Annotated in this window: 17 protein-coding genes and 1 pseudogene; 9 read left to right on the forward strand and 9 right to left on the reverse strand. The window is 46.5% G+C overall.

The genetic code is table 11. The features are described 5' to 3' along the window. The first annotated feature begins 85 nt into the window (after positions 1-85). Positions 86-7,216, forward strand: a complete 7,131-nt coding sequence (locus QNM19_RS16880) for an RHS repeat-associated core domain-containing protein (RefSeq protein WP_284026969.1) — start codon at positions 86-88, stop codon at positions 7,214-7,216. Beyond that, on the forward strand, positions 7,213-7,869 hold the full coding sequence (locus QNM19_RS16885) for a hypothetical protein (RefSeq protein ID WP_284026970.1): 657 nt from the start codon (positions 7,213-7,215) through the stop codon (positions 7,867-7,869). Before QNM19_RS16880 ends, QNM19_RS16885 begins: the two co-directional genes overlap by 4 nt. 306 nt (positions 7,870-8,175) lie before the next feature. Here QNM19_RS16885 and QNM19_RS16890 read toward each other — a convergent pair. Further along, positions 8,176-9,381: pseudogene (locus tag QNM19_RS16890) on the reverse strand (IS256 family transposase). Between the two features lie 300 nt (positions 9,382-9,681). Here QNM19_RS16890 and QNM19_RS16895 point away from each other — a divergent pair. From QNM19_RS16895 to QNM19_RS16905, 3 genes are read left to right on the forward strand one after another with little or no spacing between them, the layout of a single operon-like run. After that, entirely contained in the window at positions 9,682-10,449 is a 768-nt protein-coding gene (locus QNM19_RS16895) for a hypothetical protein (protein WP_049865607.1), read from the forward strand. A gap of 55 nt (positions 10,450-10,504) precedes the next feature. Then, entirely contained in the window at positions 10,505-11,281 is a 777-nt protein-coding gene (locus QNM19_RS16900) for a hypothetical protein (protein WP_049865606.1), read from the forward strand. 23 nt (positions 11,282-11,304) lie between these two features. Continuing rightward, positions 11,305-14,664, forward strand: a complete 3,360-nt coding sequence (locus QNM19_RS16905; RefSeq protein ID WP_049865605.1) for a cadherin-like domain-containing protein — start codon at positions 11,305-11,307, stop codon at positions 14,662-14,664. A 391-nt stretch (positions 14,665-15,055) separates the two neighbouring features. Here QNM19_RS16905 and QNM19_RS16910 read toward each other — a convergent pair whose 3' ends face one another. Next, on the reverse strand, positions 15,056-15,850 hold the full coding sequence (locus tag QNM19_RS16910; protein ID WP_156202389.1) for a hypothetical protein: 795 nt from the start codon (positions 15,848-15,850) through the stop codon (positions 15,056-15,058). Positions 15,851-16,060: 210 nt separating this feature from the next. On the opposite strand from QNM19_RS16910, the gene QNM19_RS16915 reads away from it, so the two are divergent. After that, complete coding sequence (locus QNM19_RS16915) at positions 16,061-16,858, forward strand: hypothetical protein (protein WP_049865603.1); 798 nt, start codon at positions 16,061-16,063, stop codon at positions 16,856-16,858. A gap of 12 nt (positions 16,859-16,870) precedes the next feature. Here QNM19_RS16915 and QNM19_RS16920 read toward each other — a convergent pair whose 3' ends face one another. Next, complete coding sequence (locus QNM19_RS16920) at positions 16,871-17,197, reverse strand: hypothetical protein (RefSeq protein ID WP_049865602.1); 327 nt, start codon at positions 17,195-17,197, stop codon at positions 16,871-16,873. Between the two features lie 130 nt (positions 17,198-17,327). On the opposite strand from QNM19_RS16920, the gene QNM19_RS16925 reads away from it, so the two are divergent. Both QNM19_RS16925 and QNM19_RS16930 read left to right on the forward strand, forming a co-directional pair. Beyond that, positions 17,328-17,732, forward strand: a complete 405-nt coding sequence (locus QNM19_RS16925; RefSeq protein ID WP_284026971.1) for a hypothetical protein — start codon at positions 17,328-17,330, stop codon at positions 17,730-17,732. A gap of 14 nt (positions 17,733-17,746) precedes the next feature. After that, a complete protein-coding gene (locus QNM19_RS16930) occupies positions 17,747-19,306 on the forward strand; it encodes a fibronectin type III domain-containing protein (RefSeq protein WP_284026972.1) in 1,560 nt (519 codons plus the stop codon). A 63-nt stretch (positions 19,307-19,369) separates the two neighbouring features. Here QNM19_RS16930 and QNM19_RS16935 read toward each other — a convergent pair whose 3' ends face one another. From QNM19_RS16935 to QNM19_RS16945, 3 genes are read right to left on the reverse strand one after another with little or no spacing between them, the layout of a single operon-like run. Then, positions 19,370-21,907, reverse strand: a complete 2,538-nt coding sequence (locus tag QNM19_RS16935) for a hypothetical protein (protein ID WP_049866255.1) — start codon at positions 21,905-21,907, stop codon at positions 19,370-19,372. A 1-nt stretch (position 21,908) separates the two neighbouring features. Continuing rightward, positions 21,909-22,235 (reverse strand): hypothetical protein, encoded by a 327-nt coding sequence (locus QNM19_RS16940; RefSeq protein WP_049866254.1) that lies wholly within the window; start codon positions 22,233-22,235, stop codon positions 21,909-21,911. A 26-nt stretch (positions 22,236-22,261) separates the two neighbouring features. Then, the gene (locus QNM19_RS16945; RefSeq protein WP_284026973.1) at positions 22,262-23,005 is read right to left on the reverse strand and encodes a hypothetical protein; all 744 of its coding nucleotides are present in this window, start codon (positions 23,003-23,005) and stop codon (positions 22,262-22,264) included. A 178-nt stretch (positions 23,006-23,183) separates the two neighbouring features. Between QNM19_RS16945 and QNM19_RS16950 the strand changes: the two genes are divergently transcribed. Further along, the gene (locus QNM19_RS16950; protein ID WP_049866571.1) at positions 23,184-23,651 is read left to right on the forward strand and encodes a hotdog fold domain-containing protein; all 468 of its coding nucleotides are present in this window, start codon (positions 23,184-23,186) and stop codon (positions 23,649-23,651) included. Between the two features lie 33 nt (positions 23,652-23,684). On the opposite strand, the gene QNM19_RS16955 is transcribed toward QNM19_RS16950, so the two are convergent. The 3 genes from QNM19_RS16955 to QNM19_RS16965 all read right to left on the reverse strand — a co-directional run bounded on the left by QNM19_RS16955 (position 23,685) and on the right by QNM19_RS16965 (position 25,924). Next, entirely contained in the window at positions 23,685-24,287 is a 603-nt protein-coding gene (locus QNM19_RS16955; RefSeq protein ID WP_284026974.1) for an outer membrane beta-barrel protein, read from the reverse strand. Positions 24,288-24,453: 166 nt separating this feature from the next. Continuing rightward, positions 24,454-24,828, reverse strand: coding sequence for a bactofilin family protein (locus QNM19_RS16960; protein ID WP_284026975.1), 375 nt, complete (start codon positions 24,826-24,828; stop codon positions 24,454-24,456). Then, positions 24,818-25,924, reverse strand: coding sequence for a peptidoglycan DD-metalloendopeptidase family protein (locus tag QNM19_RS16965; RefSeq protein WP_284026976.1), 1,107 nt, complete (start codon positions 25,922-25,924; stop codon positions 24,818-24,820). The genes QNM19_RS16960 and QNM19_RS16965 overlap by 11 nt, the downstream gene beginning before the upstream one ends. Between the last annotated feature and the right edge of the window lie 24 nt (positions 25,925-25,948).

The raw sequence follows: 25,948 nt of genomic DNA on the forward strand, positions 1-25,948 counted from the left end.
CAACATAATAATGACAGAAAAACGGAATTAAAATGAATCTGCCAATCTGCTACTTCACACATCGCTGCTTCCTGATGGAGGCGTCATGAGTTATCGAGCTAAACTTATCCGCACTGTGTTTAAATCCGGGATTATACTGGCCTCATTGCTGAGCATGAATGCCATAGCATCCAGCGATCGTGCAGCTAGCTTTACCCTTAAGTGGAATGCAGTTGAAGGGGCATCTCATTACTTGCTCGAAGAAAAGCAAAGTGATGGTAGCTGGCAGGGGGTTCATGAACAGCAAACGAGCGAGCTGTCATCAACAATCAACAAATCCAGTCATGGTAAATACACCTACCGGGTCAGTGGCTGTATTGAGGATTCAGGCAAAACCGTTCACTGCGGTGAGGAAGTCGCAGAGTACAGTGCACCGCTAACGGTGGATACCAAATCTAATGATCCAGAACCACACACTTTCGAGTTCGGCACGACCAATGATGCCAATCAGGTTTCCTTCCCGTCCGATGGTTTGGGCAACATCACGGCCGTCACTCCAGGTGAATTCAGAGTCGATGAATCGGGAAGTGCTACCTACCAGGTGCCAATTGAGCTGCCTGAGGGACCGGGCGGCGTAAAACCTACTTTGGGTTTAAGCTATTCAAGTTCTAATACACAAGCAGGTATTGCGGGTATTGGCTGGTCTTTATCTGGATTATCTTCGATAACGCGATGTGCCAAGTCTAAGTTTCATGACAACTTAAGCGGGGCTTATGTTAAAGATGTTCAGCTTGATGAAACGGATGCGTTTTGTGTCGATGGACAACGTCTTGTCGAAGTGGGAAATGGTGTCTATCGTACTCATCAGGATAGTTTTACGGAATACCAATTAGATGGCACAAAGGCCTCTGTTAATGGCTTCATTGCAACAACAAAATCCGGAGAAACCCATTATTATGGCAACGTCAATGGTGCTTATAACTCTGTTCAATATGTAAGTTCATCACTTACAAATAATCAGGCAGTGGCAAACACCTGGTTACTTAGCAGCATTACAGATGTGTATGCTGAAGCCTCATCAAACCCGAGTTTGCATAGTAATAGAATTCGTTATTATTATGCATCCCCCAATGGGGATAATCGCATTGATCAAGAGGTATTACTTAAGAAAATCCAGTATGGCAGTGCAGAAGTCACACTGTCTTATACAGAGTCACTGGTACCTCACTACGGTTACCGCTTTGGCGCACTTTACCAGAGAACTCAAACGCTAGATAATATTAACGTTACTAATGGTGGTGGCGCATATCGCTTCTATCACTTGGCGTATAAATATCAGACTCCTTATTTACTCTCTGTGACCAAGTGTCGTGCGAGCGGCAGTGCCTGTGCCAAACCCGTTTCCTTTATATGGAATCAGGAAGCAGGAGAAATTGACGGGGTATCTGATGATCAATTTACGTTAGGCACACCAGACAAAGTGGGCACGCCAGTGGTGGGCGATTTAGATGGTGATGGTTATAGCGACTTTATTTATCACTCAGGGGGCGGTTCCTGGCATGTCAGATATGGTGGCAGAAATGTGACCGATCGTATTATCGTTGCCCAGCAAGACACGGACTATAAACCTCATGCAATGGTAGCCGACTTCAATGGAGATGGGCGTTCAGATGTATTGCTGTCGTCTAAAACTTCGGGAGGAGATTATAACTGGTACGTTCTCAATCAGGAGGGAGATGTCAGTGAGTCCCGGGAATGTAAGACCTATTTTCCGCAGAACAATCAAGACGAAGCCCATAAAGTTGAAGATGACCCCATAGAAAGATGCTTTGACAGAATTAAAGTTGGAGAGTTAAAACTGACTGGCATCCCGACACTAACGGGTCATCAGGCTAAAATACTGCCTGCGGATGTCAACGGAGATGGGTTGATCGATCTGGCCTATAAATATGGGCATAGTGAAGTTAAATATCGGCTCAGTACTTTAGGTTCAGACGGGACAATGGCATTTGGGAATACGCAAGTGGCACTCTCAGCAAGTGAGGTCGATTCACCGCTGTTTCTTGAAGAAGACCAGGCTCGCAATGAACCAGAACTTGAATTTGATAACATCGAATGGGGCGACATTAACGGAGATGGACTATCCGATATTGTTGCGACGATAGAGGTCATAGTAGAGTCTTGTCATGATGAGTATCGGAACGATAAAAAAGACAAAGTTTGTGGCGCCGGCGGTGTTGGGTTTGAAACACATTATGCCATCAATCAGGGTAATGGAAGCTTTGAACCTTTTTATGAGATGGCAATACCTGAAGACAATGAATCTTGGCATCGAAACGAGCAGCTAGCCGATGTTAATGGAGATGGGCTCGTCGACTTCCTGTATCGACTGGATAAACAATGGACTGTCAAGCTCAGTAATGGTTTTGGGTTTGAAGCGCCCATTGAGATCTTGCCAGGTCAGACAATCAGCAGAGATAACATGCTGGTGGTTGATGTCGATGCGGACTTTAAACAAGAGTTGATCATATCGCAGAAAAAAGGCTATCAGCCAGCTTTAGTGCGTTATCAGTTCGATGCCAAAACAGAGACATTTGTAGAAGAGGGATATGCGAGCATCGAGCGTAAAACCTCAGACACAATGAAAGATTCATTGCTGTTTGGAGACAATAACGGAGATGGTCTGATGGACTTGTGGCGCTTGCGCTACAGTGCAGATCAGGTTTCAGTTGATGTGTTCACCCATCAAAACACCCATAAAAAGCACCGTACTATTACTCAGTTTATTGATGGTATGCGCAACAATACCACAGTGACCTATAAACCGCTGACAGATGAGTCGGTTTACACTGGGGGGGTTGAAGCAATGTTCCCGATTATTTCGGCTCGTGGTCCCAGTTATGTTGTGGCAAGTGCGTCCAGCCCGGATGGTGTGGGTGGCAGAGCAACGGTTGAGTATCAATACGCCAATATGGCATTTCATGGACAGGGTCGGGGCTACCTGGGATTTGGTAAGTTAACCACCATAGATAAGCGCCATAGCGATTATGACATAGTAACAGATACCTTTTATCACCAAGGGCTGAACAGTGCTGAAACCGTTAAAAAGACCTTGAGCTGGTATCAAGTCATTGGCATGCCAATCAAAACTGTCAGGACTATGCGCAGTAAAAATGGCAGCACACACATTGTACTTTCAGAAGCCAGGAACTCACTACAGAGCAGTACGTCAGGTGGTGTGTATCGAGCCTATATAAGTCTTAGCACAGAGAAAAGCTACTTCCTAAATGCAGATGAAGCCACAGGCAAGACAACTTACAGTCAGGGTCAGCTAAAGTCCACCACCACAACACGCCAGAGCTATGACAATTATGGCAATGTTCTCACTTCAAACGTTGAAGTTGAAAACGCTGAAGGAAGTAAGTTTGCCACCAGAACTGAAAATATCTACAGTCGGGCGCCTTCAGGCTGTGATATGACGGGCTTAACGCAGCTTTATAACGGTGGTTACCCCCGGTTTGGCCGGTTAACGTGCTCGATAGTGACTAAAACCAATGCCCAGGGTGAGGAGTCAAGCCGCCAGAGTGCTTTTGCTTATGATAGTAATGGTATTTTGTACCAGGAAAAGGTCAATGCACACTCTTCCTCGCAAGCGGTTATCACTGAATATGGGTTTTATGACTTTGGTAACAAAAAGTACCAGATAACACGTGGTAAGCAGGCTCAGATTAATGCCAGTTATGGTGCGACACCCGTTTACGTAGGTGATGTTCAGCGTGTGAGCTATATGCAGTATGACGCGACAGGGCGTTACTTAACATCTAAAAGTGTGCTCAATGGTATCCCCAGTAATTGGGATAGTGTCAATACAGATCTGATCCATAGCAGTGAGTGCTATACCGTCAATACAGTGACTGGCTTATTGTTGAGTAAGCGAGTCAACACTAAGTCGTGTAGTGATGCATCTAAGAACTCCAGTGCTCTGACAACAGAATATAGTTATAACGCTTTTGGTCAGCCAACTGGTGAGCGCTCACCAGGCAAGTTGGTCAAAGCGATTTATCGCACCTGGTTGGACGAAGACTATGCATTTAAAGTGATTTCAAGAATGTCTGGGGCACCTGCTGTTAGTGAGTTTTATGATAGCCAGGGCCGGGTTGCTGCGAAAGTCTCCAAAAGGCAAAGCGGTGAGCAGTCAGTGATAAAGACTGACTATGACCGCTTTGGGCGTGCTTATCGCACTTCGATAGCGGTATCCGGGGATGAGGACGCTCGAGTAGACGCAAGCGAATGGCAAGTCACTGAATTTGATATCTTAGACCGAGTGGTAACAACCTCAGCACCGAGCTTTGATGGCCATACTCTCAGGGTTGATACACGCTACAACGGCTTTTCGATAAAAGAAACACACACTGGTAGCGGCAGCGCCATTACCAAAACCAAACTATACAATGTGAACGGTGAGCTGGTTTCAACGACTGATAATAGCTCGGCTGTGCAAAATGCCACCGCCAGCCGGATAACCTACGACTATGATGCATATGGCCAGTTACAAAGTACTCAGGATAGTGCAGGTAATAAAGTGTTTATACACTATGACACTTTGGGTAATAAGATCAAAACCATAGACCCGGATAAAGGCACGTGGGAGTACCGTTACAATGCACTGGGCGAACTGAAGTGGCAAAAAGATGCCAATGGTCAGGTAACCTGGATAAACTATGACAGCTATGGCCGTGTGCAACAGCGGATCACCAGTGCACAGGACAGTGAGGCTCAGTCACGTTGTTTTGCATATGATGAAATGGGGCTAGGCACCAAATCAGCAGAATGGGTGATGGAAGGTCATAGTTGTTCTGGTTTGGCCACCTTACATCAAAAGAGTTACATGTATGACGCGCTACTCAGGCCTGTATCTGTGCTTACAGAGTCCTGGATAGATGGCAAACACGTAGCCCAATCCCAAAACACGTATTATGACAATCTGGGTCGGGTGTACTTAAGCCAGCTCAGTAACAACTATGCTGTTGGTTATCAATATGATTCGGACGGTTTTAAGGTTGCGGAATACGGTCTGCGTTACAACAGCCAAACAGAGCAGGTGGAGCAATCTGAGCTCTCCCGTGTTACCGGCAGAAACTTCAGGGGTCAGGCGACGGATATCAGCTATTTAGGCGGGCAAAGCCAAAGCTATTTCTATGATAAATACACTGGTATGGCATCTGGTATGAGTGCTCAGGGAATAAGTAATGCACTCAATGTGAGCGCGTCAATGCTTACTACCAGTTATACCTATAATGCATTTGGTCAGCTGAAACAGCGCAAAATCAATGGCCTGTACCATCAAGCCAGCACCGAAAACTTCAACTATGACGGGCTCAACCGGTTAAAACATGCCACGCTTAATTATGCTGGTTTAACTAAAAATGCCTATTACTGTTACGATGCGCTAGGCAATATGACGACCAAAGGCAGCACATCTTCGTGTCATGCCAGCCAGGGGCACTTTACTTATGGTGATGCGGCGCGTTCTAAGGGCAATGCAGGGGTACATGCACTGTACAAGGACACGCGCAGCGGTAAAACGTTTAATTACGACAACAATGGTAATATGGTCAATGATGGGTCGCGTTACCTGACCTATTCAGGATTTGATAAAGTCACGCACATTCGCCAGTCGGGCAACATGGAAGTGGCCTTCCGCTATGGTGCCGGACAAAGCCGCTATTATCGTAAAGACACCTACCTTAATGTTCAAGATCAAACTGGTGGCAAAGAAAACAGTGAGACCCTCTACTATGGCGCGTTTGAGCGCATCAGCAAGGCATCGGGTACTATTTACCAGTACACCGTAGGTAACATGTTGATCAGTGAAAATCTGTCAACCGGTGAGCTGACCCACAAATTAATGGTGAAAGATCACCTGGGCTCGACACTGGCAATCAGTGAGGTAAATGAAGCGAAAACGAGTGCTAAAATCACTCAGGCCTTCCGCTACGATCCATTCGGTCAGCAGCATGTGCTCGAAGTCAGTCAGTTCAGTGTGTTTACCGGTTATATGCGACATGGCTTTACCGGCCATGAGATGCTCAATGGCTTAAACATCATTCATATGAATGGCCGAATTTACGATCCAACTCTGGGTCGATTCCTTCAGGCGGATCCGCATATTCAGGCACCGGGCAATTCACAAAGCTATAACCGCTATAGTTATGTGTTGAATAACCCGTTGAGTTATACCGACCCGAGTGGGTATTTCTTTAAGAAGTTGTTTAAGAAGTTGAACAAAGCACTAGGAAAGTTCGCACCATTTGCGGGCTTAGCCTTGATGCTCATACCGGGAGTTGGCCAATGGGCTGCGGCAACTTGGTATAACGCTGCGGCTATTGGCTTTGTTAGTGGTGGAGTAGCAACGGGTAGTTTGAGAGGTGCGCTCATTGGAGCACTTTCTGGGGCGGCGTTTCAGCAAATTGGTGGAGCATTTGATGCTAAATCTGGCTTCTTTACTGAAGGGGGGATAGGTCACATCGGTACGCACGCCGTAACGGGTGGAATTATATCTGAACTTGGTGGCGGTAAATTCGGTCATGGCTTCTTTGCTGCGGGATTAACAAAAGCTTTTAACATTAATAAAATGATTGGTACAGCTGCTAAGGATGCAGGGTTACGAATTGTAACTGCTGCCGTTGTTGGTGGTACAATTTCCAGACTTACCGGTGGGAAATTTGCTAACGGAGCTATAACAGCTGGATTTGCCCAAGCATTTAACGGTGAACAGCAAGCCAAAAAAGCAGAGAGTCTTCGAGAAACTCCTGCACAAAGGAAGTTGCGAGAAGCTGGAGATGTTGAGGGGTATTATAAAGCTCGTGCTGAGGCCGGAGATAGTTATGCTGCAAGAGCACTTATGGTAGTACAAGATCAATGCTCTTCCGTTGATGCATGTATAATGTCTTTGGCAAACTTTGGTCTAAAAGGAACTGCACTTATCAATGGTGTTGAAGTTGATATGCAAGATGTTAAATTACAATTGATGAACAAACATGCTGAGTTTGTCGAAGCTGATAATTTAGGTGTTCCGGGCTTACTGAACCCTAGACAAATTGCAGAATATCATCATCAGGTATTTAATGGGTTGGGTCTTCCAAGTTCAACATTTGGTGGTACACCGTTGACAGGAGCTCTTTGGGAAGCAGATGTATGGGATCCTATATGGTGTAAGGGATGCGATACACAATGAAAATAATCACTTTTTTGCTACTGTTGAGCATTTTCTCAGTGAGAGTAAGTGCAGAGCCTCAAGTCAGCTATGAACTTGGTGGTTTGTCTATGGAAGTTCCGACAAAGGAGCTTGCAGATGTATCACCTTGGCTTTGGCTTAAATCTTTTGCAGGATTAGATGTTAATGTCGATGGATTCATATTTGAACTAGAACCAAAGAACGTAGAAGGTTACAAACTTAAACATTCTCAATCAAAAATTGTTGGTTCTGTTTCTGATTTTAGCGGTGAAAGCCATTCAAAATTTTCAGATAGTTCTGATTATGAAGCCCTTTGGTATGCACAACTAGATTTTAAAGACAGGGAAATAATAAAACATGAAGAGTCAGGAACATATCTTGTTTATACGAGTAAAGGATATCGTGGAATGTTCTATGTATTCTCTACTTATCCTGATAAAGATAAAGAACTCCCAAGTAACAAATGGGATTTTTTAGTCGCTATATGCTCTGGTTCAAGTGTTAATGAGCATAAAAATGTAAGCTGTAGTCGACAGCTTTTAGTTAGAGATAAGCTATTAGTAAATTACTCTTTTACATTGGAGAATTTATTCCTTCAAGTGAAATTAGACTCATATATTCAAGGTAAATTAGTATCTTGGATGGTTAAATAGTTAAATAGTTAAATAGTTAAATAGTTAAATAGTTAAAAGGTTATACATAATTGGTGTCTATTCATGACGACCAATACGCTTTACTTTAGTTAAATAGATTTTTTCTGACTTTGGGAATCAAGCTAAGCCAAGCAAACGAAAGCCAGCGGGGACTGGTTTTCTTTTATCTGGCGTTTGACTTCGGTGCTTGCTTTTGGAAAGGTTTTATCGGAATGTTGGAAAAGTTTATTCGTATATTCGGTAATTAATTTACGCACGTATGTTAGCTAAAGAGGATGTTCATAATTCTGTGTCAGCCTACTGAGCTCAAAGCTCGATGTAGTCATCCAAGCGCCCTGGAAAGTGGATGGCCATTTGCGACAGCGTGAGATTCCAGTTCTGGATAGGATGCGTCCAGCGCTCTTGAGCTTTAAGTATACCGGCATAGAGTAGCTTTAGTAAGCTGTTTTCATTGGCAAAACCGCCCTTGGTTTTGGTCAGCTTCCGGAACTGGCGATGTACAGCCTCGACGGAATTGGTCGTGTAGATAGGTGTTCTTACGTAATCCGGGTACTTGAAATAAGCGCTGAGTGTCAGCCACTTACAGCGCCATGATTTGATGACCAAAGGATATTTTTCACTCCACTTGGCTTCCAGTTCGTCCAGCGCGATTTCAGCAGCATTCAGGGTTGCAGCCTTATTGACGCATTTGAGATCCGCCATGAAAGCCTCCTGGTTTTTGGATGCCACGTATTTGAGTGAGTTACGGATCTGGTGAATGATACAATGTTGGATCTCTGTGTTCGGATAGATGGTTTCAATGGCTTCAGGGAAGCCTTTGAGGCCATCCACGCAGGCACTCAGAATGTCCTTAACGCCTCGATTATTAAGGTCGGTCAACACGCTTAGCCAGTGATGGGCAGCTTCCTGGTCTGATAGATAGAGGCCCAAGAGCTCCTTTTTGCCTTCGATGTTGAGAGCCAAAATGGTGTAGATGGCTTAACCGACATAACGTCCGTTTTCTTTGATCTTGTAGTGAATAGCGTCAAGCCAAACAATGGGATATATGGCTTCCAAATCACGTTCACGCCAAGCCTGGAGCTCAGGCAGTAGCTTGTCTGTTACGGCATTAATAGTACCGTTGGAAATAGATATATCGAACATATCGGCGATGTGAGCGCGGATATCCTGGTAGCTATTGCCCAAGGCAAACAGCGCAAGAATCTTGCGCTCTAAGTCTTCGGTCAGGTGGGTTTGGTGCTTTTTCACCAACTGCGGCTCGAAGGTGCCAGCTCGGTCACGAGGCGTCTCAAGTTCGAATGCACCAGTGGGTCCTTTGACCGTTTTAGTAGATTTACCGTTCTTACGATTGGGCTCGGAACTTTCAGGTAAGTGGTTTTCCAACTCAGCCTTCATAGCGGCTTCAGTGAGCTGTTTTATCAACGGGGTGAGTGCTCCATCTTTACCAGTGAGGTTTTTACCGTCCTGGAGCGCTTTCAATACAGAATCTAAATCAAATTGTTGTGTAGTCATGGGTCATTTCTCTTTTTGTATCTTAACTTATCGAAATGACACAGAAAATTGAACACTACCTCGTGCTTCAAATGCCCTTTAGCAAGTTAAATTAAGCAGGGCACTCAACTTTGAGTACCCTATTTAAAATTTCTACCTATAAAGAAGCTGAAGTCCAAATAGAAGCCGTTCGAAGGCGTCTATTTTTTAACCCGCAACACCAATTGCCTTAAATCCCAATTAAGGTACAATTGCCAACACATAATAAGTTCGTTAAACGAACAAGCTCAATCAGCTACTTCTCGGAAAAAGGATTTTATAATGAACCTCAAATTACTCGCTGTTTTGGCGGCGATAGCACCGGGGGCGGTTTGTGCTGCCTCTGCGGTTAAACAATTGGATGTGTTAGGTGATGCCGTCACTTTTACGCTTGAGCAGCCTAAATCACACGCCATTCCTGCCTGTGTGAGTGCCGATAATCAACAAAAATGGGCGATAAACTTAAACTCCCTGCAAGGTCAGGCGATGTACAGCCTGCTGGTTACAGCGGTATCGAAAGAACACTTGGTGAATGTCATCCCGGCGAATCGCTGCGAAGTGATTGCTGATATCGAACAGGCGGGTTCATTATCACTAAAAACTAACCCTGCTCAGGGAGGCGTTGGGGTTTCTCTATACAAAGGGGATGGTGTGACTAAGTTGGGAACGGTTACCAATACGTCAAACGGCATACAATATGTGCCATCAGAAGGCACCACTTGGGTACAGCATTATGGGCCATCAACACTGAATCTTGTGTACTATGTTGATGAACAATGCAGTGGGCAGGGCTATATCTATCATACGCCCAGCTCGAGCCCTTATCTGCTCCTGCCTAAAAATCGGTTCTATACCAAATCAGACTCTAAATCCGAAAACCTATTGAGTAAAAATGGCAACGTCCCTGTCTATCAGTATGTTTCATATGCAGAGGAAGGCAACAGGTGCCAGAAAACTCAAAATATGGCCAATCAGTATGACGCGCGTTATACCAAGCTTTTGGATGCTGAACATCCACTGTGTGGTATGCATGCCTGTGTTATTAGGTAGCGGCTTAGCAGCGCAGCCATAACAACGAAACAGCACTCTAATACACGGAATAATAATGAAAAAACTAGTTGTAACTGCGTCATTTTGCCTGCTCAGCAGCACGGCTATGGCGGCTTCTCAGATCTCTCAGCTCAATGTAACCGGCGATGTGGCGATATTCACATTGGAGACACCCAAAACACACACTGTGCCTGGTTGCGTAACGGCAGAAAACCAGAATAAATGGGCGGTTAGCCTGAGCTCGCTGCAAGGACAGGCGCTTTACAGCTTATTAGTAACGGCAGTGTCGAAAGATAAGCTGGTTTCAGTGCAATCGGCGCAGCGTTGCGAATCGGTCGCTGATGTGGAGCAAGTGCAGGGCCTGACGTTGAGTAAGGATGATCGACTAGGCGATTCAACAGGAACCTGGTTATACAAAGGGGATGGAGCCACTAAAGTCGCAAAAGTAGTCTCATACTCGGACCGTGGAGGCTACACGTATCTCCCGCTGGAAGGCACTCAAAGTATTAAACACTATGCCCCCTCAATTACATCATCTATCCATGATTTAATTTTTCTGGATGCAGAATGTAAAGGCGAGTTTTTTAAAATAAATTATGGTCACCCGCTTTTAGCTTTCTATGAGTATTTTGATGCCTACTTTACCTTTGCTGATTCGTCAATAAAAGAAAATCGTCTTTGGGAGTATGGTAGTGCCCCTGTATATCACTATATGGGTGAGCAGCAGGGCTGCGTAAAACAGAACTACACAGCGAATCAGGAAAGTCGTGCCATCAAACTCGAAAAAACAGAGCACCCTTTATGCGGTAAAACGCCTTGCTGGATTAAATAACGAGAATATAAGGCTTATTAGGGATGAACGTGATCAGAATAGCGCTCAGCTTACTCTTTATCGGTATGTGTATATTGGCAACGCCTGTGTTGTCCGCGGGACTGGATTTTCCCACACATATGCAATTTATGCTCAAAAATCTGCGAGAAAACGCCCTGGCTAATACACTGCCGATGATCACCCAAGATCATATCACACTGGATGAAGACCAAGGCTCGGTGCTGGATTTACTCAGTAATGATCTTGACCCGGATCAGGATCCGCTCAGGATAGTGTCTGTTTCGGCAAAGTATGGACAGGTTACTCTGATGCCAGATGGTCAGATAAAATATGAGCCACCGGCGCACTTTTCCGGGCAGGACGAAATTACTTACCTGCTTTATGATGGTCGCGCGAACCCGGTCAGGGGGCTGGCAAAAATCACTGTGAACTCGGTGAATGATGCACCCGTGGCCAATGACGACGCAGTGACTCTGATAGCCAATACCCAGGTTGATATTAATGTGCTGGACAATGATAGCGACATTGATGGTGATGTCTTAACCATCACTCAGGTCACCGCACAGTATGGCACAGTGCTGGTCAAAAACGGAGCTATCGAATATCGGCCCTATGCGGAATATGACGGTAGCGACGTGATCAACTACACCATCCGGGATGCCGCCAATGCCTCAGCCAGCGCTAAAGTTCTGGTGACAGTGCTAAAAGAAAACAAAACGGCACCGGTGATCACCGGGCAAAAGTCGCTGGTCATGGACGAAGACACCAGCTTGGTGCTGGATATCAATCAGATTAACTATCTTGATGCCGATTCACTTGCAACAGATATGACTTTTGAAGTGGCTGGTGGGCAGCACTATACGTTAGATGGTTTTACACTCACACCGGCACAGCACTTTAACGGGGAGCTAAGTGTTCCCGTTACGCTATTCGATGGCAAGCATCGCTCACAAGAGTACCAACTTAAAATCGTGGTGAATGAAGTCAATGACCATCCCGAAGCCGGACAAATAATCTGGGAGTCGGTTAAAGATGAAAAATTTGCCTTGTACATGCGCGGCATGATGCACGACCCGGACTTTAACTACTGGCCACTGGGCAGAGATGACCCAAGACTAGAGCAATATAAATTTATCTTCTCGAAAAATGCCAACAGAGAAGACCATGGCGGCTGGACTAACGCCGGTGGTCGCTTTGTACAGGTGCCTGGCGCTCGCAGTGATTTATACGAATACACTCCGCCTGCCAACTTTGTCGGTCGTGATTACGTGTTTTTCTTTGTTTATGATGAACAAGGTGCGGTGTCGGGTCGTGGTGACATTGCCATTGATATTAAAAATGACAAGGGGGCGCCTGTGATTATCCGTCACCTTGATATCGCGACGGTGAGAGAGGACACCCCATTTAGCCTGTCTGTACACGACTTATATATTCGCTACAAAGGGTCACATAGCCGTAACAGCGAATTGACCCTGGAAGTAGAGAGTATGCAGGGTTTCTATTCAGTTGATCGGGCAACGGGCCAGATCACCATAGACCCCCTGTATGAAGAGCCGATACTGAATGTGATGGTGCAAGTAACCGACGGCGCGACCACATCTAACAAACACAGAGTGGCGGTGCCGCTGCAAGCCGTCAACGAAGCCCCGCAGGTATCCGATCTGGATGTCAGCATTAACGGTTTACCAGACGGCGAGATTGATTTCAGAACCCAGCTGATGGTTGACCCTGAGGCGAATAAAACCCCAGGTCTGTTAGACAGGTTTAGCTATCAGTTTGTAACCTCCACAGGCAGTGCAAACAATCAAACCAATCATGGCCAGTTGGTCAGAGTACCGGGCAAACCGCATGGTGTGTTCCGATACGTTCCGGGCCACTCATTTTATGGTGACACTTTTGCATTTTGGGTCACAGACGAGCAAGGTCTGCAATCGAATCAGGGCACAGTTGTGATCCGTGCTGCAAAGCCTGCAGTGCCCAACAAGCCGGTTGCGCAAAGTAACGGCAGTCAAGTTACGGTGAACTGGGCTGAGGTAGGTGGTGCGTCTTACTATATCGTCAGTAAAGCAAGCTACAATACTGAGCTATCGATCATTGAGCACCGGGTTACGAGTAACCAGTTTGAGTCTGCAGATGATGAAAACGCGTATTCCCAGTATCAGGTTAAAGCGTGCAATGATGCCGGGTGTTCGGAGTTTTCTGACTGGTCTTTGCCATCCAGAACTTTGGTTACCACGCCGGTTGCCTCTTTGCTTCGCAAGAATGAAATCGAAGTAAACTGGCACAGTGCACCATCGGCTCAGTTTGATGTGCAAATTAAATACAATGATAACGCGTGGACTGTGCCGGGGCGCTATGTCAGCACTGACAATCACATCTCCTGGTCGAGTCTGGAGTCAGGCAACAGGCGTTACCGGGTACGTGGTTGCGATGATAATCTGACCAACTGTACAGAATGGTCAGCTGAGTCAAACACCGTGACTATTCCAGTCTGGATCCATAAAGTGAGTGGAGAGGGTAGCACGACCACGCTCGAGTGGGGTCCTGTGCCGGGCACCAGTTATTACGACATTTCCATTAAGTACAACAGCAATGACTGGACGGTACCCGGGCGCTATACTGCGCCAGGTGGTAATGAGGCGGGTAATAATCAACTCACCTGGCACAACCTGGATGGGGGCATGCGCGCTTATAAAATTCGTTCTTGTATTGGAGCAGTGGGTAATGCGGTCTGCTCTGATTGGTCATCACCGACAGGGGTTTATACAACACCTGAAATACCAGCAGACACGCCCGCGCTTAAGGTGTCATCTGAGACGCTCACATTCCTGGATAAAACAGAAAGCATCGACTGGTACTTTGTCAGTGAGCCCAGTCAGAGCTTTACCACGACCTTGTTTGTTTTACCTCCAAATGCACTTGAGATGATTGCGCTGAGTAGTCGTGAGCATAGTCAACCGGGCACTTACAGGTTCCGTTTTACCCAGCCAGGCATTTACCGCTTTTTCGCGCAGGCATGTGGTCAGGTTGCGGGTGTGAACGTGTGTAGCGAACGCTGGGAGACCGAGCACAGGGTAGAGGTGATCAATCAGCGCTTTGTCGTTGAATACACTGGCACGCACCTGAGGTGGTCGCAGCTAACGGGCGTAAAACAGATTGTGATTGAAAGTGCGCTCTGTAGTCTCGGGTGCGATGTGTCATCAGCAACCTGGAAGCCGGTGGCAACACTGATTAATGGCGAACTGAGCCTTGCAGTGACAGAGCCGAAAGGGACCGCATACCGTGTTAAAGCGTGCTTCACTGATGGTTCCTGTACGTCCTGGACAATTGTCAGAGACAAAGCTGAGAAGCTCAAGGCGCCTAAACTATACAGAGCGAATTGACCGAGCAGGCTGCGGCGCTGAGTTTGCCGCAGCCATCATTAGTCAAAACTAAAATAATAAACTCATGAAAAAACGGACTTCTTTACTGAGCGTGGCGCTGTCTCTGACAAGTGCCATCCACAGGCTAAGGTTCCCGCCAAAGTAACCCCACTTAATGTGCAGGGTATTACCACAACTTTTACACTGAATGCAGAATAAACTCATCTGATCCCTGCCTCGGTGAAGAGTGACACTCGCCAGCTCCGATCTTTGGATATCACAACTGCTCAGCAGCGCTGCCGAGCTTACCGCTGACGGCGGGGTTACACCTGGAATTTAGTTTTAATTGCTTTTTTATAAATTTGCGGAAGTTGAAAGAATAGGAGCAGATTCATATCGCTCCTTTTTGGTACTAGTAAACACAGGCCAGTGAAGCAGTATAATGACAGCCTCGTTTGGTTATCCTGTGATAATGCAGGTTGTAGAAAAATAAACTGCTTGAAGCGTTGGTAAAATCCAGACAAAACGGAGTTTGGTTATAAGTGTAAGTATTGCCTGAGTTCTCTAGCAGGCGTTGGCCATTTTTAAAATAGATTTCTCGCGTAAGTTGTATTTGGCTATCGCGATTTTCTTGACTTCGGGAGTAGGAAATGTGTTCTACAGGGTCCAGGATAATTACTGAGTTTTGAACCAATTGATCTGGGTAATTACCATGCATACTACGATAGTCATCCCATAGCATGGCGCGTGATCCAGGGAACGTGATATCACATTGTTTATCCATGGCAAATAAGGCAGGGAGACCAAAAGTCTTGGCAAAATCGCCACGTAGCGACGGGGTTACTCCTGCAAAGCCGGATTTGGGCTGGGCAGGCTGTACCATGGCGATACTCTGGACTTGCTCAGCGGCCACTGTAGTGAGGCAAGCCTGTGCGCTTGTTACGGTTACTTGTGCTTTGGCCGACATTGCTGTGACCAGTGTTGAATACTTTGCCTGACCAGCGAGCGTATGAAGGTCAATGGCCCAGTAAGCTTTGTTATTGGCCGTCACACACTCTGGTACAGTATGACTTTTAGCGTCGCTGGTTTTGAACAGTACGGTGTTCCCATCTACTTTGAGCTCGGTGATGTTGCCTGCCGACGCTGTAAATGTACAAATTGTGAAAAGAGCGCCCAACACATGGGGGTTTTTAAGAGGTAATTGCATGAGGTCCATCTATCGCTTTAGCTAGTTGTTAAGACAGGCATGATGATAAGTTATTTTAGGTACGAAATATATGCTTTTCGGGAACAAGGTGTTCCTGTTTTAAGTCATCTTATGGTAAGCTAAATTGTATTTTTTACATTTCTACTTATGGGAAACCGCGTTGAGCGGTTAAGCAAATCACACGAATATGGACACCTTTGTGGTAACTCAATGTTAAAATTATCAATAAAGTCATGTGTTTTGGTGCTTGCACTGCTAAACGTCGATATTTCGCATGCGCAAACTTCCGCACAAATTAAATCTCTCAGTGTACAGGGTACTACAGCAACGTTCTCACTTGCTCAGGACAAAGCGCATACGTCACCCGCATGTGTACACCCGGATACCAAACAGCTATGGTCTCTGGACATCACCTCCGTTCAGGGCCGCGCTTTATATGGCTTGTTAATGACCGCAGTGTCCAAATCTCAGCTGGTCAGTGTGCAGTCGGCCAACAACTGTGATGTTCTGGCGGGTATTGAGCAAGTTGCCGGACTCAATGTGTCTTTCAGTGATGCGCAGCCTGCTGGTGGCAGCACAGTGGCGCTTTATAAAGGAGACGGGGTCACCAAAGTCGGAGATGTCATCACTGTGGAGAATGGTTATGTGACTTATCACGACAAAGCCAACAATTGGTTTGCACACTTTACCCGAAGAAACTCTAACTCACCTGTGTATTATCTGGATGCACAATGCCAGGAGCAGCCTTACGGGCTTTCAGGTACCTGGAGTGACAGCCATAATCAGGGCCCAACCTACTCAACAATATTAAATGCGTTTTTACTCGCTTCACCATCCTGGGAAACGAGCAACCGGCTTAATATATATGGTGGTAATAAAGTGTATGCACATCTTGAGGATGGCAGCTGTGTTGAGAATGGCGTGTCTTATGAAAAGGATGCGAGTTACACTAAACTGTCAGAAACAACGCACCCGATGTGTGGAGATAAACAGTGCGTTATTAAATAACGCACGTTTATATTAGTTAACTGACACAGTAGCCAGTTTCTCAATGCCACTTTCAGGTATACATTGCTCGGTACTGGTTAAATAAACCGGCGTTTGGCTGTCAAAAGCACCAAGCAGCAGGCTATATAAGTTATTACTGCCATGGTCATTTAGTGAAATGGCCCAGCTATCTTTGTTATTTTCATCAACACAAGAAGGCGTGTTGGTTGCTTTTTGTGGCTGAGTTTTAAATGTGACCAGGTTATTACTCACCTGAAACTCAGTGATTAAATAAGCCTGGCTATTGGCTAAACCAAATGTGCTGGCAAATGCCAGTGGTAATAAAAATAGATTTTTCATGAAGCACCTCAAACTGTTTTTCTGATCCTAACGGGTTTTAGGCATGGCCGTCTACGGTTTGAGGGACAAAAATAGAATAATAGTTAATCGGCGGGTTATCGCTGGTATTTAAATATATGGGATTATTATAATGAAAAAAGGGCTGATGCGTTTTGGTTTGATGGCGTTACTCGGAGTTGCTTTCACGAGCCAGGCAAGTACCACACAAGAGTGCAATGGCGCCTATGTTGATACCATTGCTATTGAGGGCACTCGGGTTGATATACCCGGATTAAGCAATACTTTGCTGATCAGCTTTAAAGATGCCAGTGGTAATTTGATGACCTGTGGTATGGGATCAGGGCGATATGTCTACCTCAAAGCCCTCGAAAATCCTGCAGTATTTGATGCCATGCTGTCTGTTGCTTTTATGGCGCGTGCAAACAATCTACCGGTTCGTTATATGGTGTTGGCAGACAGGGCAATTGCTTCTGCCAGGGAATTGTCGTTCCTACAGTTGCAAAGTGATGTTCCTGGTTTCTACGATACTAAATAACAGAGGCTGCTGTTATGTCTAGGTATTTCAAATACCGCTCAATGATGTCTTGTGCCGGTCTGATGTTGGCCTCAGGGCCGGCTCTGGCAATGAGTTTGCAGATGCCCAGCCTGGTGGAGTACGTGCTAAATGACGACCCGCCATATCAGAATGGTAGTCTTTGGTTACCACCAGTCAGTCAAAGCGAAACAGTCAGGCTCGGTTGGCAGATAGATGCTCAGGCTGAGCGCTTTGTATTACAGCAAAGTAATAATGGTGGTGTTAGCTGGCAAACTGTCTATGAGGGCACTGAGCAGGATATTGAGCTGGGTGGTTACACCAATGGGGTTTATTACTTCAGGGTGCAGGCATGTGCGTCAGGTACCTGTACTGGCTACGTGAAGTCTGCGCCGCTTAAAGTTGCTATCCCTGAGCTCGGCCCGCAAAGCGTTGTGGCCAGTAAGCAAGGGGAAGAAGTCAACGTAGCCTGGCAACCAAGAAGTAGTGCACCAGCGGCACAATATCGGGTATACGAGAGCTTAAATGGTGAGGAATACCAGATGGTGAGTGCCACTGTGCAGCCGAGGATCCAGCTTCAGCAGGCAAAAGTGGCGACGACCCGATATAAGGTAAAAGCATGTACTGATGGACTTACATGCAGTCAGTTTTCGCCCGCTTCCAATGAAGTCGGTGGACTGCCCGCACCAGAAAATTTGAGTGCAATAGATAAGGGTGCACAGGGTGTACAACTAAGCTGGCAAAGTGTCGGCAGTGATACACAAGATGTGTACTATCAAATTGATTTTAGCCTTAATTATTCAAACTGGGTGGTGCTTGCCAATAGCACAGAACCTCGTTATTTGATGCAGCCGGTTCCTGAAGGAAAGATCAAGTTTCGGGTAAGAGCGTGTGATCAGACAACCTGTTATGAAGTGTCTCAGGCTACTAACCAAGTCTCCCGCTTTAGTTCACAGGCTTGCCTGGATAGTACCAAAGGGTTAAATGTTTTTGCTACGGATGATGGTTACTATCTGCGCCGCCAATTGGCTTATACCAGCAGTAAAATCCTGCCAGGTAAAGTGCTTATTCCGTATGCCAGTCAGTCTCATAGCTCAGCCGCGTATTGGTTCGTGAGTAAAAATGAGCATGACCAGTGGCAGCTTAATCAGACAGATCAGCAGCAGTTCAATAACGCGAAAAAGCAGCAAAGCAACATGCTGGTGACGTGTCATTTGAACTCCAATTCTCAGCGGCCCATATTGCAGCTTAAAACAATAGGTTCAGCGCAGAGTATCGATTTACAAGGTGATTTACTGATGGATGGGGAAAATCCTGAGCAGTATTTCACTTTCCCGCCAAAAGTGCGTGTCGGTTCGGTGGTTGATATTCTCTGGGATATCCCTCAGGGTACGACCTGTGATTATGATGAGCTGTCATTCGTCGGCAAGGGAGCAGGTCCCTTTGTGCCTTACAAGACGCGCAATGGTGGAATTGAGTTTACCTGTAGTAGCCAAGGCAGTGCATGGCCCTATCTGGTGCCTGTCCAAGTACAGAAGCTGGGGGCTCCTGAATTTTCTAGCCCTGTCAGAAACTAAGGTTTAACCGCCAAAAATAAAAACGAGGCCAAGCTTAAGTTTGGCCTCGTTTTTTAACAGGTACTAATTATTTATCCTCAGATCGGGTGCTTTCAACTTGATTAGCGTTGGAGCGATATAGGCCCAGTTACTGCACTGCCCGGCAAAGAAACAAGCACGTATCCGGTATGCACGATTTTGGCTAGCAACCAGCTGATATGTTGTTGTATCGGCACTCAACTCAGCTTCAGTTTGCCATTGGTAGTTGCCAGCATGCAGACAATCTTTAATGCACAGTGTACTTTGCAACTGATAACTTTGGGCGGCTTGGAGTATGCGCCAGGTTAAAGTATCGTCTGTTCGTGTGACTTCAAGCGTTGCCTCGACAACATTAACCGCAAGCTCGGTAAGTTGTTTATCATTGCAGATCTCCGGGTGCTTGTTGTCACAGATCTCAATATAGAAATAGTACTCACCCGTTTGTGTTAAAGAGGTACCCTCAACGTACTGGCTAAGTGTTGCACTGCCCGGTGAACGCACAAAGAAGGTCGCAGAGACATCTTCAGAGAAGTTATCAGGCATGTGCCAGTTAAATTGTGGCGCAGAAAAGCGTGCTACCTCATTAGACAGGAGAGTAAAGTTCGGCGTTGACAGTGTGTTGCCTTGCAACCGATAGTGTACTCGGCTTGGAATTCCACATTCTCCGTTTCTTAAGCAGGAAGAAACTTCAACGAAAGTTGTGCCTCTTCTGAATATCGGTCCACGGCGTATACTGGTTTCGGTCACACCATTTTGCCAGATAAAACGCTCTGTGGGTTCACCTGCCTTTGCACTGGGTTTTTCTATAGCAATGCGATAAAGCACGGGTTCATTAAATTGGGCGGGTTTTTGCCAACTGATCAAAACCTCATCGCCATATCCAATATTCGTTTTGTTTACACTCAGTTGCCCAACCCGAATCGTGTTAATTGAATTGACCACTTTGATGTTAAACGTTTCGGTGAAGTAATCATTCACTTTAACTGTGATGTTATACGTGCCCGGGTCGAGGATGCCAAAGTCATAATGATAATGTTGACTGCCTGGTACGGTGCGCCATTCTTCCTGATTCACTTTGACTTTCAGGGAGTCAATATATGGACTACTCAGTGTGCTGGCTTCCAGTGTCAATGGGTGCTCTCTTGTGATCACGCCATTATTCACATGACTGAACTTTAGCTGGTAATCAGGCTTGGCTGGTACTGAGAGAATTCTCGCGACAGAGCTCTTGGGGCCGCAGCTGAGACTGCGGTCCATACCCGGCGCAACCCGGTTACACGCCCGCACAGTGGCATTGAGTAACCCAGTTTGGGTAATCTTCGCTCTGACGTGGAAGTTACCGTCATTATACTGGCGACGCAGAAAAGAGACGACACCGTAAATGGAGCCAAGCCATTGATCATTGAGCTCCAGCAAGTAGTAGCCATTTGGTGCGGCAACGACCTCGTCTGAAGGTTGCCAGTGAAAGAGCACTTCCTCACCGGTCTGAACATTCAATATGTCGGTGGGGCGTGGGTGGAGCACGCCTGCGGAGACATGGAAATCATCCACTACTTTAACAGGTCTGACATACGGGGTAGGCGGCACACCGACAAAGGCATACACAGCTTGGCTTTGGGGTCCGCAATACTCAGTACCAGCAAGCTTGTTACATCCTTGAATCGTTATCTGATGAGCGCCTGTGCCAAGGTGATGTAGTTCAGTATGAAAGGCCCCCTCACCATATTTACGGTTCAAATGGGTAAGAGAACGATATATGGTGCCATCGCGGTTACCATTGATAAACAACTTGTAATAGCCCACAAGCGGCGGTGCAACGTCATCGGAAGCTTGCCAGTGCAACACCAGTGTTTGCTGGGTGTCGACTTCAACGGCCTGTTGCTGGTGGTAGTCTATTGTCTCTGGCAATGCGATGGCAACGCCCTGAGGCGCCTGCTGCGGTTTGGCATAGATCCTAAAGTCCACAGGCTCGATACGCTCATCGTTTATCTGAAGGTATAGCTTATACGCACCGGCGGGCTTTACCGGAATTGAGAAAATGTATTGTCCGTTAGCCAGCGTAAGCGGTTGCCAATTCTGACCATCGAGGCTGGCCAGCATAGTGTCCGTGGGCACATCGCTCAGGGGAGATATCAGGATTTGCCCTGCCTGATTGGCAATTAGAGCTTCATTGTTAGTACCAAACTCAAAGTCAAAGCGCCGCACTACATCAAGTGTGAGCGTCTCGGAGAACTGGCTACACTGCACACCGTTGCAGGCTCTGACTTTAAGCTGATGTTTACCCGGCTCTGTAAAGTACAGGTCGAGGTTATTCTCACGGACTTGTCGTGCGGTGCCGTTATGCCATAGTTCATGGTAAGTGGCTTCTACAAATGGTTGCCATGAGAGGGTGAGCTGCCGATGTGTTGTAATCTGTGTTGGTGTAGATAGCCAGTTCATTGTACCAGCAAGTGTTTTTGAAGGGTGTTGCGAAATAAGTTCACTGGTTTGCAGTGGCAGCCAGCCTTCAGACTTCACCTGTGTGGGTAAAATCATAGCGCCGCCAAGTAGTATCAGCAAAGTAAGCAGTCTGTATACTGACATTTTAATTCCTTAGCATGACCTTGCTCAGCCGCCTTGCAGCCGGGTGGTTCAGGCAGGTTTGTGATCCATCGACTACTACTTCTTTGTTGCTGGTGTAGGCAGAGAGGAGTAGGGTATAGAGTGCATGATCGCTCGCACTCGTCGGGTCAAGCCACCAAAGCTGAACATTGTCGGCTGGATTAACCTGACAACCCGTTTGGCTTGATGTGGCTCTCAGGGTTACCAGCACCCGAGTTGCCTGGACTTCGATGTTCAGAATGTTGGTCTTTGCCATCACTGAGCCACAAACCAACATCAGCAACGCTGAGCACAGTCGTAAGATTTTCATTGTGTTATCCTTACCTGGGTGATAGCTCAGTCTTCTTTGACCAGACATAATCCTGCGCCGCAAATTGGGTGTTCAGTTTCAATGATCTCGTAACTGGTTTTATCCTGGCGAGTAAAGCAGCGGTAATTCCCGTAACTTTCATCGGCAGAGCTGATAAAGGGGGCGTCTTTGTTACCCATAATGTACCTGCCATGCTGGAATATGGGGGAGCTATGATGGGACAACCCCTGCCTGCCCTGGCAACTACTATGTTCACGCTGGATCTCTGCGCTGTTGTAGCTGATAGTTAAGGTTTTATAGTCGACGCCACCTTCATTATCGATGTAAGTCCAACGATATCGACCGCTATCGTAGGCACTATTTTTAGAGTGCGCGGTATCCACCAATGTGCCAATGCGCGTAATGCCGTCGCTCGCGTACAACCCAATCGAGCGGGCATTTGAGTTACCGGCGCTGGTATTGGGCGCCAGGCGAAGACTTTGCACCCGCTCTACTCCAGCCAGATCAGCACAATCCTGAGCCGACGTGACAGCCACCGCTTGTTGTTTTGCTACCGCAGTGATCAGCAAGGAATACATGGCACGGCCTGAGTGGCTGTCCAGACTAATTGAGCGCAGCTGGTTTTTGTCTTCTGCGACACACGCAACGGAGCTGGGAGCCATAGAGCTGGTCGAGAATAAAACGGTGTTGTTTTCAATCTCAATTTGAGTAATCGGTCCGGCGATGGCCAGGGGCGAGCACAATGCGGATAGTAAAGCGAGCTTGTTCATATATTTGTCCTTAGAGTTTATCGTTATGGAAGTTCACTGATCGGCAGGATTGTAACACATCTGGGAACAGGCCATATTAATCCCAGGGGCAGTGATTGATTTATAAATTTTCTACCATTGGACTAACTGGTCAGATGTGTTAGGGTTGGGTGTTATTTTATTCAACAGGTTAAGCGTTATGGCAACACCCTTATTAAAAACCTACAAGAAGTTTAAATGGTTGCCCTTTGGTAACTGGCTATTCAGCAAGGCGGTCTGTAAACGAGCGCCTTATTTTGGCACCATTAAGCCTAAGATCACTCACCTTAGTGAAGGGCGGATCACGGCGCAGATGCCCAACCGCAAGGCGGTCCATAATCACATTGGGACAGTTCATGCGATTGCACAGTGTAATCTCGCAGAGTTATGCGCTGGCGTGGTAACTGATGCCAGCATTCCTTACAAAACACATCGCTGGATCCCTAAAGGGATGACGGTGCAATACCTGAAAAAAGCCGAAACAGACCTGCGTGCAGAAGCGACGATTTCGTTACCACGTCAGTGGCAGGACAAAGAGGAGTTAATTGTCCCGGTTGAGGTGTTTAATAATGAAGGGGTTAAGGTTTTTCATGCCGATGTCACTATGTATATTTCGGCGAAAAAGTAAAACATGGGCCCGCGATTAGCGGGCCTGTTTTAATCAGAAAGTGTAGCGGTACTTCACTTCTGATTGGGTGTAATCCACCCCATTGGTGTACTCCAGGATAACAGCGGAGTGTGATGTAAAGTCGAAACGAAGGCCCAGATTTACATAAACACCATCTTCATCATCTGCGGAGTTGTCCATTAACTCATAGCCGGCCTGACCATAGGCGCTGATGCGCTTGCTGAATGAGTGCTCGTACTCACCATAAAGACGACGAGTGTCTACTGTTGAGTTAGACCGATTAGTTGATACTTCGAATTCACCAACCTGAGCGCCAACTGCCAGGCGTCCATTGCCCGTTGAACGCAAAATGTAGCCCAGATTAAACGTCGTTTCATCAACGTCGTAGTCATCATCCAAAAGCTTGTCGAAAAATGTCAGGCTGTCGGAATGCTGATCGATTTTGAGGCCCATAAAGATGCCGTTGGCAAATTCATAACTACCAGCAATGATAAATCCCTGAGGATCAACTGAACTCGGTGCGCCATCCAGGCTTGTTTCACCATAACCTACTTCCAGATAGCTTTTGCTCAGCTCTGATGCCTGAGCGCCCAAAGATGCCGTTGCCAGTAGCAGGCCTAAAATATGCTTGTTCACTATATATCCTTTTATTTGTTTAGTGAGGTATGAAAAACGAGCCAGGTAAGCTCGTTCTGCTTTTGTCATATGCGTGAAATGTATCACTATCGGATACTGATGAGGAGGGCTAAGTTAATGTTTTTATGTTATTAAATGTTACCAGGAAAACATTTCTATTGATAACTCACGCTTCGCTGGTTTTATCCAGTGGTGTGACGTTAGAAGGTTCTACACGATGATTCAGCTGACCCTGAATATGCGCACCGGCCTGAATTGTCAGCGTATCGTGTTCGATATCACCTGTGACTCTGGCACTGGGCTCTAGGGTCACACTGTCTGCACGTATACCGCCTTGTACCTGACCGCGCACCTGCACCTGCCTGGCAGTAATATTGCCCTCGACAATACCTGAATCGCCAATAATGAGCTGGGTAACGTTAAGATCGCCAACGACTTTGCCATCTATCTGGATTTCACCATCGCATTGGATGTTACCTGTGATTTCGGTGTCGGGAGAAATAAGCGAGAAAGGAAGTGAAGTTTTCTTTTTATTGAACACGTTTGAGCACTCTTGCCAGTTTTACAGGGTTTATATGCTTTTTATCCTGTAACACCTCATAATGCAAGTGTGTACTGGTACTACGACCTGTGCTACCCATCAGAGCGATTACCTCTGACTGTTTAACTGCCTGGCCTTTTTTCACTTTGATGGTGTGTAAATGGCCATAGCGAGTCACTATACCATTGGCATGCTGAATCTCAATAAACTTGCCATAGCCCCCATTTTTGCCAGCTTTACTGACCACACCATCAGCCGGGGCAATGATCTGGGTTTTGTGCCAGCCTGCCATATCAACCCCTTTGTGATAGGCGCGGCGGCCTGTGATGGGGTCTTTACGAAAGCCAAAGGCACTGGAAATATAATACTTGTCGTGCGCGACGGGCATCATTTTTGGGGTGGAATGTAATAAATTCTCTAGCTGATTGAGCTGCACTGAGTCATCGATAAGCCGGGTATAGCTGTCATTTAGCAGCGTTGCATCGACCTGATGATATGGACCACCCTGGGCGGAGTTGCTTTCGGTTGACAGTGTCAGACCTGCTTCATTAAACCCGGCCATCAACTGGTTGTGGCGCGCCGAAATAACTGCCTGTAAGGTTGTGAGCAATGCAGCCTGCGCATCATTCAAATCCGCACTTTGGGTTTCAAATTCATGACTGTCATCGAGATCACTGCCCACGGGTTGTGCATCCGTTTGTGGTGCATTGTCCGGTAAAGCAGCGGGAGCGTCTGATTGTTCGGTGATAGAAGTTGGCAGTGCACTGACAATTTCACTGAGCACTGTGTGTTGCTCGTTTAAAGTCGCGAGCTGAGTATGCTGCTGTGCCAGTTTTGCAGTTAGCTGCTGTTTTTCCTGCTCCCAACTTTGCGCTTTGACCCGAAGTTCAGACTGTAAGGCATTGACTGTGTCTTGTTGCTTAAAAAACGCTGATGTACTGATAACTAACCAGCTAAGAGCACAAAAAACCAGCAGTAGTGCGATAAATTGCAACCAGCCGGGCACAACCATCAGACTAACCTGGCCGTTCTGGCGCAGCATTAGTTGCTTAGGTTGAAATAGTGATGTGATCAGACGTTTGATATAGCGAAACATAACACGTAAAAATTAAAAATAACG

It is taken from the genome of Pseudoalteromonas ardens, from assembly GCF_030125445.1.
Taxonomy (GTDB): Bacteria; Pseudomonadota; Gammaproteobacteria; order Enterobacterales; family Alteromonadaceae; genus Pseudoalteromonas; species Pseudoalteromonas ardens.

Bases quoted from the DNA above. Each gene is read 5' to 3' on its own strand.
- QNM19_RS16915 (WP_049865603.1), top strand. From the start codon at position 16,061: ATGTTAAAATTATCAATAAAGTCATGTGTTTTGGTGCTTGCACTGCTA.
- QNM19_RS16965 (WP_284026976.1), bottom strand. From the start codon at position 25,924: ATGTTTCGCTATATCAAACGTCTGATCACATCACTATTTCAACCTAAG.
- QNM19_RS16940 (WP_049866254.1), bottom strand. From the start codon at position 22,235: ATGAAAATCTTACGACTGTGCTCAGCGTTGCTGATGTTGGTTTGTGGC.
- QNM19_RS16895 (WP_049865607.1), top strand. From the start codon at position 9,682: ATGAACCTCAAATTACTCGCTGTTTTGGCGGCGATAGCACCGGGGGCG.
- QNM19_RS16925 (WP_284026971.1), top strand. From the start codon at position 17,328: ATGAAAAAAGGGCTGATGCGTTTTGGTTTGATGGCGTTACTCGGAGTT.
- QNM19_RS16880 (WP_284026969.1), top strand. From the start codon at position 86: ATGAGTTATCGAGCTAAACTTATCCGCACTGTGTTTAAATCCGGGATT.
- QNM19_RS16930 (WP_284026972.1), top strand. From the start codon at position 17,747: ATGTCTAGGTATTTCAAATACCGCTCAATGATGTCTTGTGCCGGTCTG.
- QNM19_RS16910 (WP_156202389.1), bottom strand. From the start codon at position 15,850: ATGCAATTACCTCTTAAAAACCCCCATGTGTTGGGCGCTCTTTTCACA.
- QNM19_RS16905 (WP_049865605.1), top strand. From the start codon at position 11,305: ATGAACGTGATCAGAATAGCGCTCAGCTTACTCTTTATCGGTATGTGT.
- QNM19_RS16900 (WP_049865606.1), top strand. From the start codon at position 10,505: ATGAAAAAACTAGTTGTAACTGCGTCATTTTGCCTGCTCAGCAGCACG.
- QNM19_RS16950 (WP_049866571.1), top strand. From the start codon at position 23,184: ATGGCAACACCCTTATTAAAAACCTACAAGAAGTTTAAATGGTTGCCC.
- QNM19_RS16885 (WP_284026970.1), top strand. From the start codon at position 7,213: ATGAAAATAATCACTTTTTTGCTACTGTTGAGCATTTTCTCAGTGAGA.
- QNM19_RS16945 (WP_284026973.1), bottom strand. From the start codon at position 23,005: ATGAACAAGCTCGCTTTACTATCCGCATTGTGCTCGCCCCTGGCCATC.
- QNM19_RS16920 (WP_049865602.1), bottom strand. From the start codon at position 17,197: ATGAAAAATCTATTTTTATTACCACTGGCATTTGCCAGCACATTTGGT.
- QNM19_RS16935 (WP_049866255.1), bottom strand. From the start codon at position 21,907: ATGTCAGTATACAGACTGCTTACTTTGCTGATACTACTTGGCGGCGCT.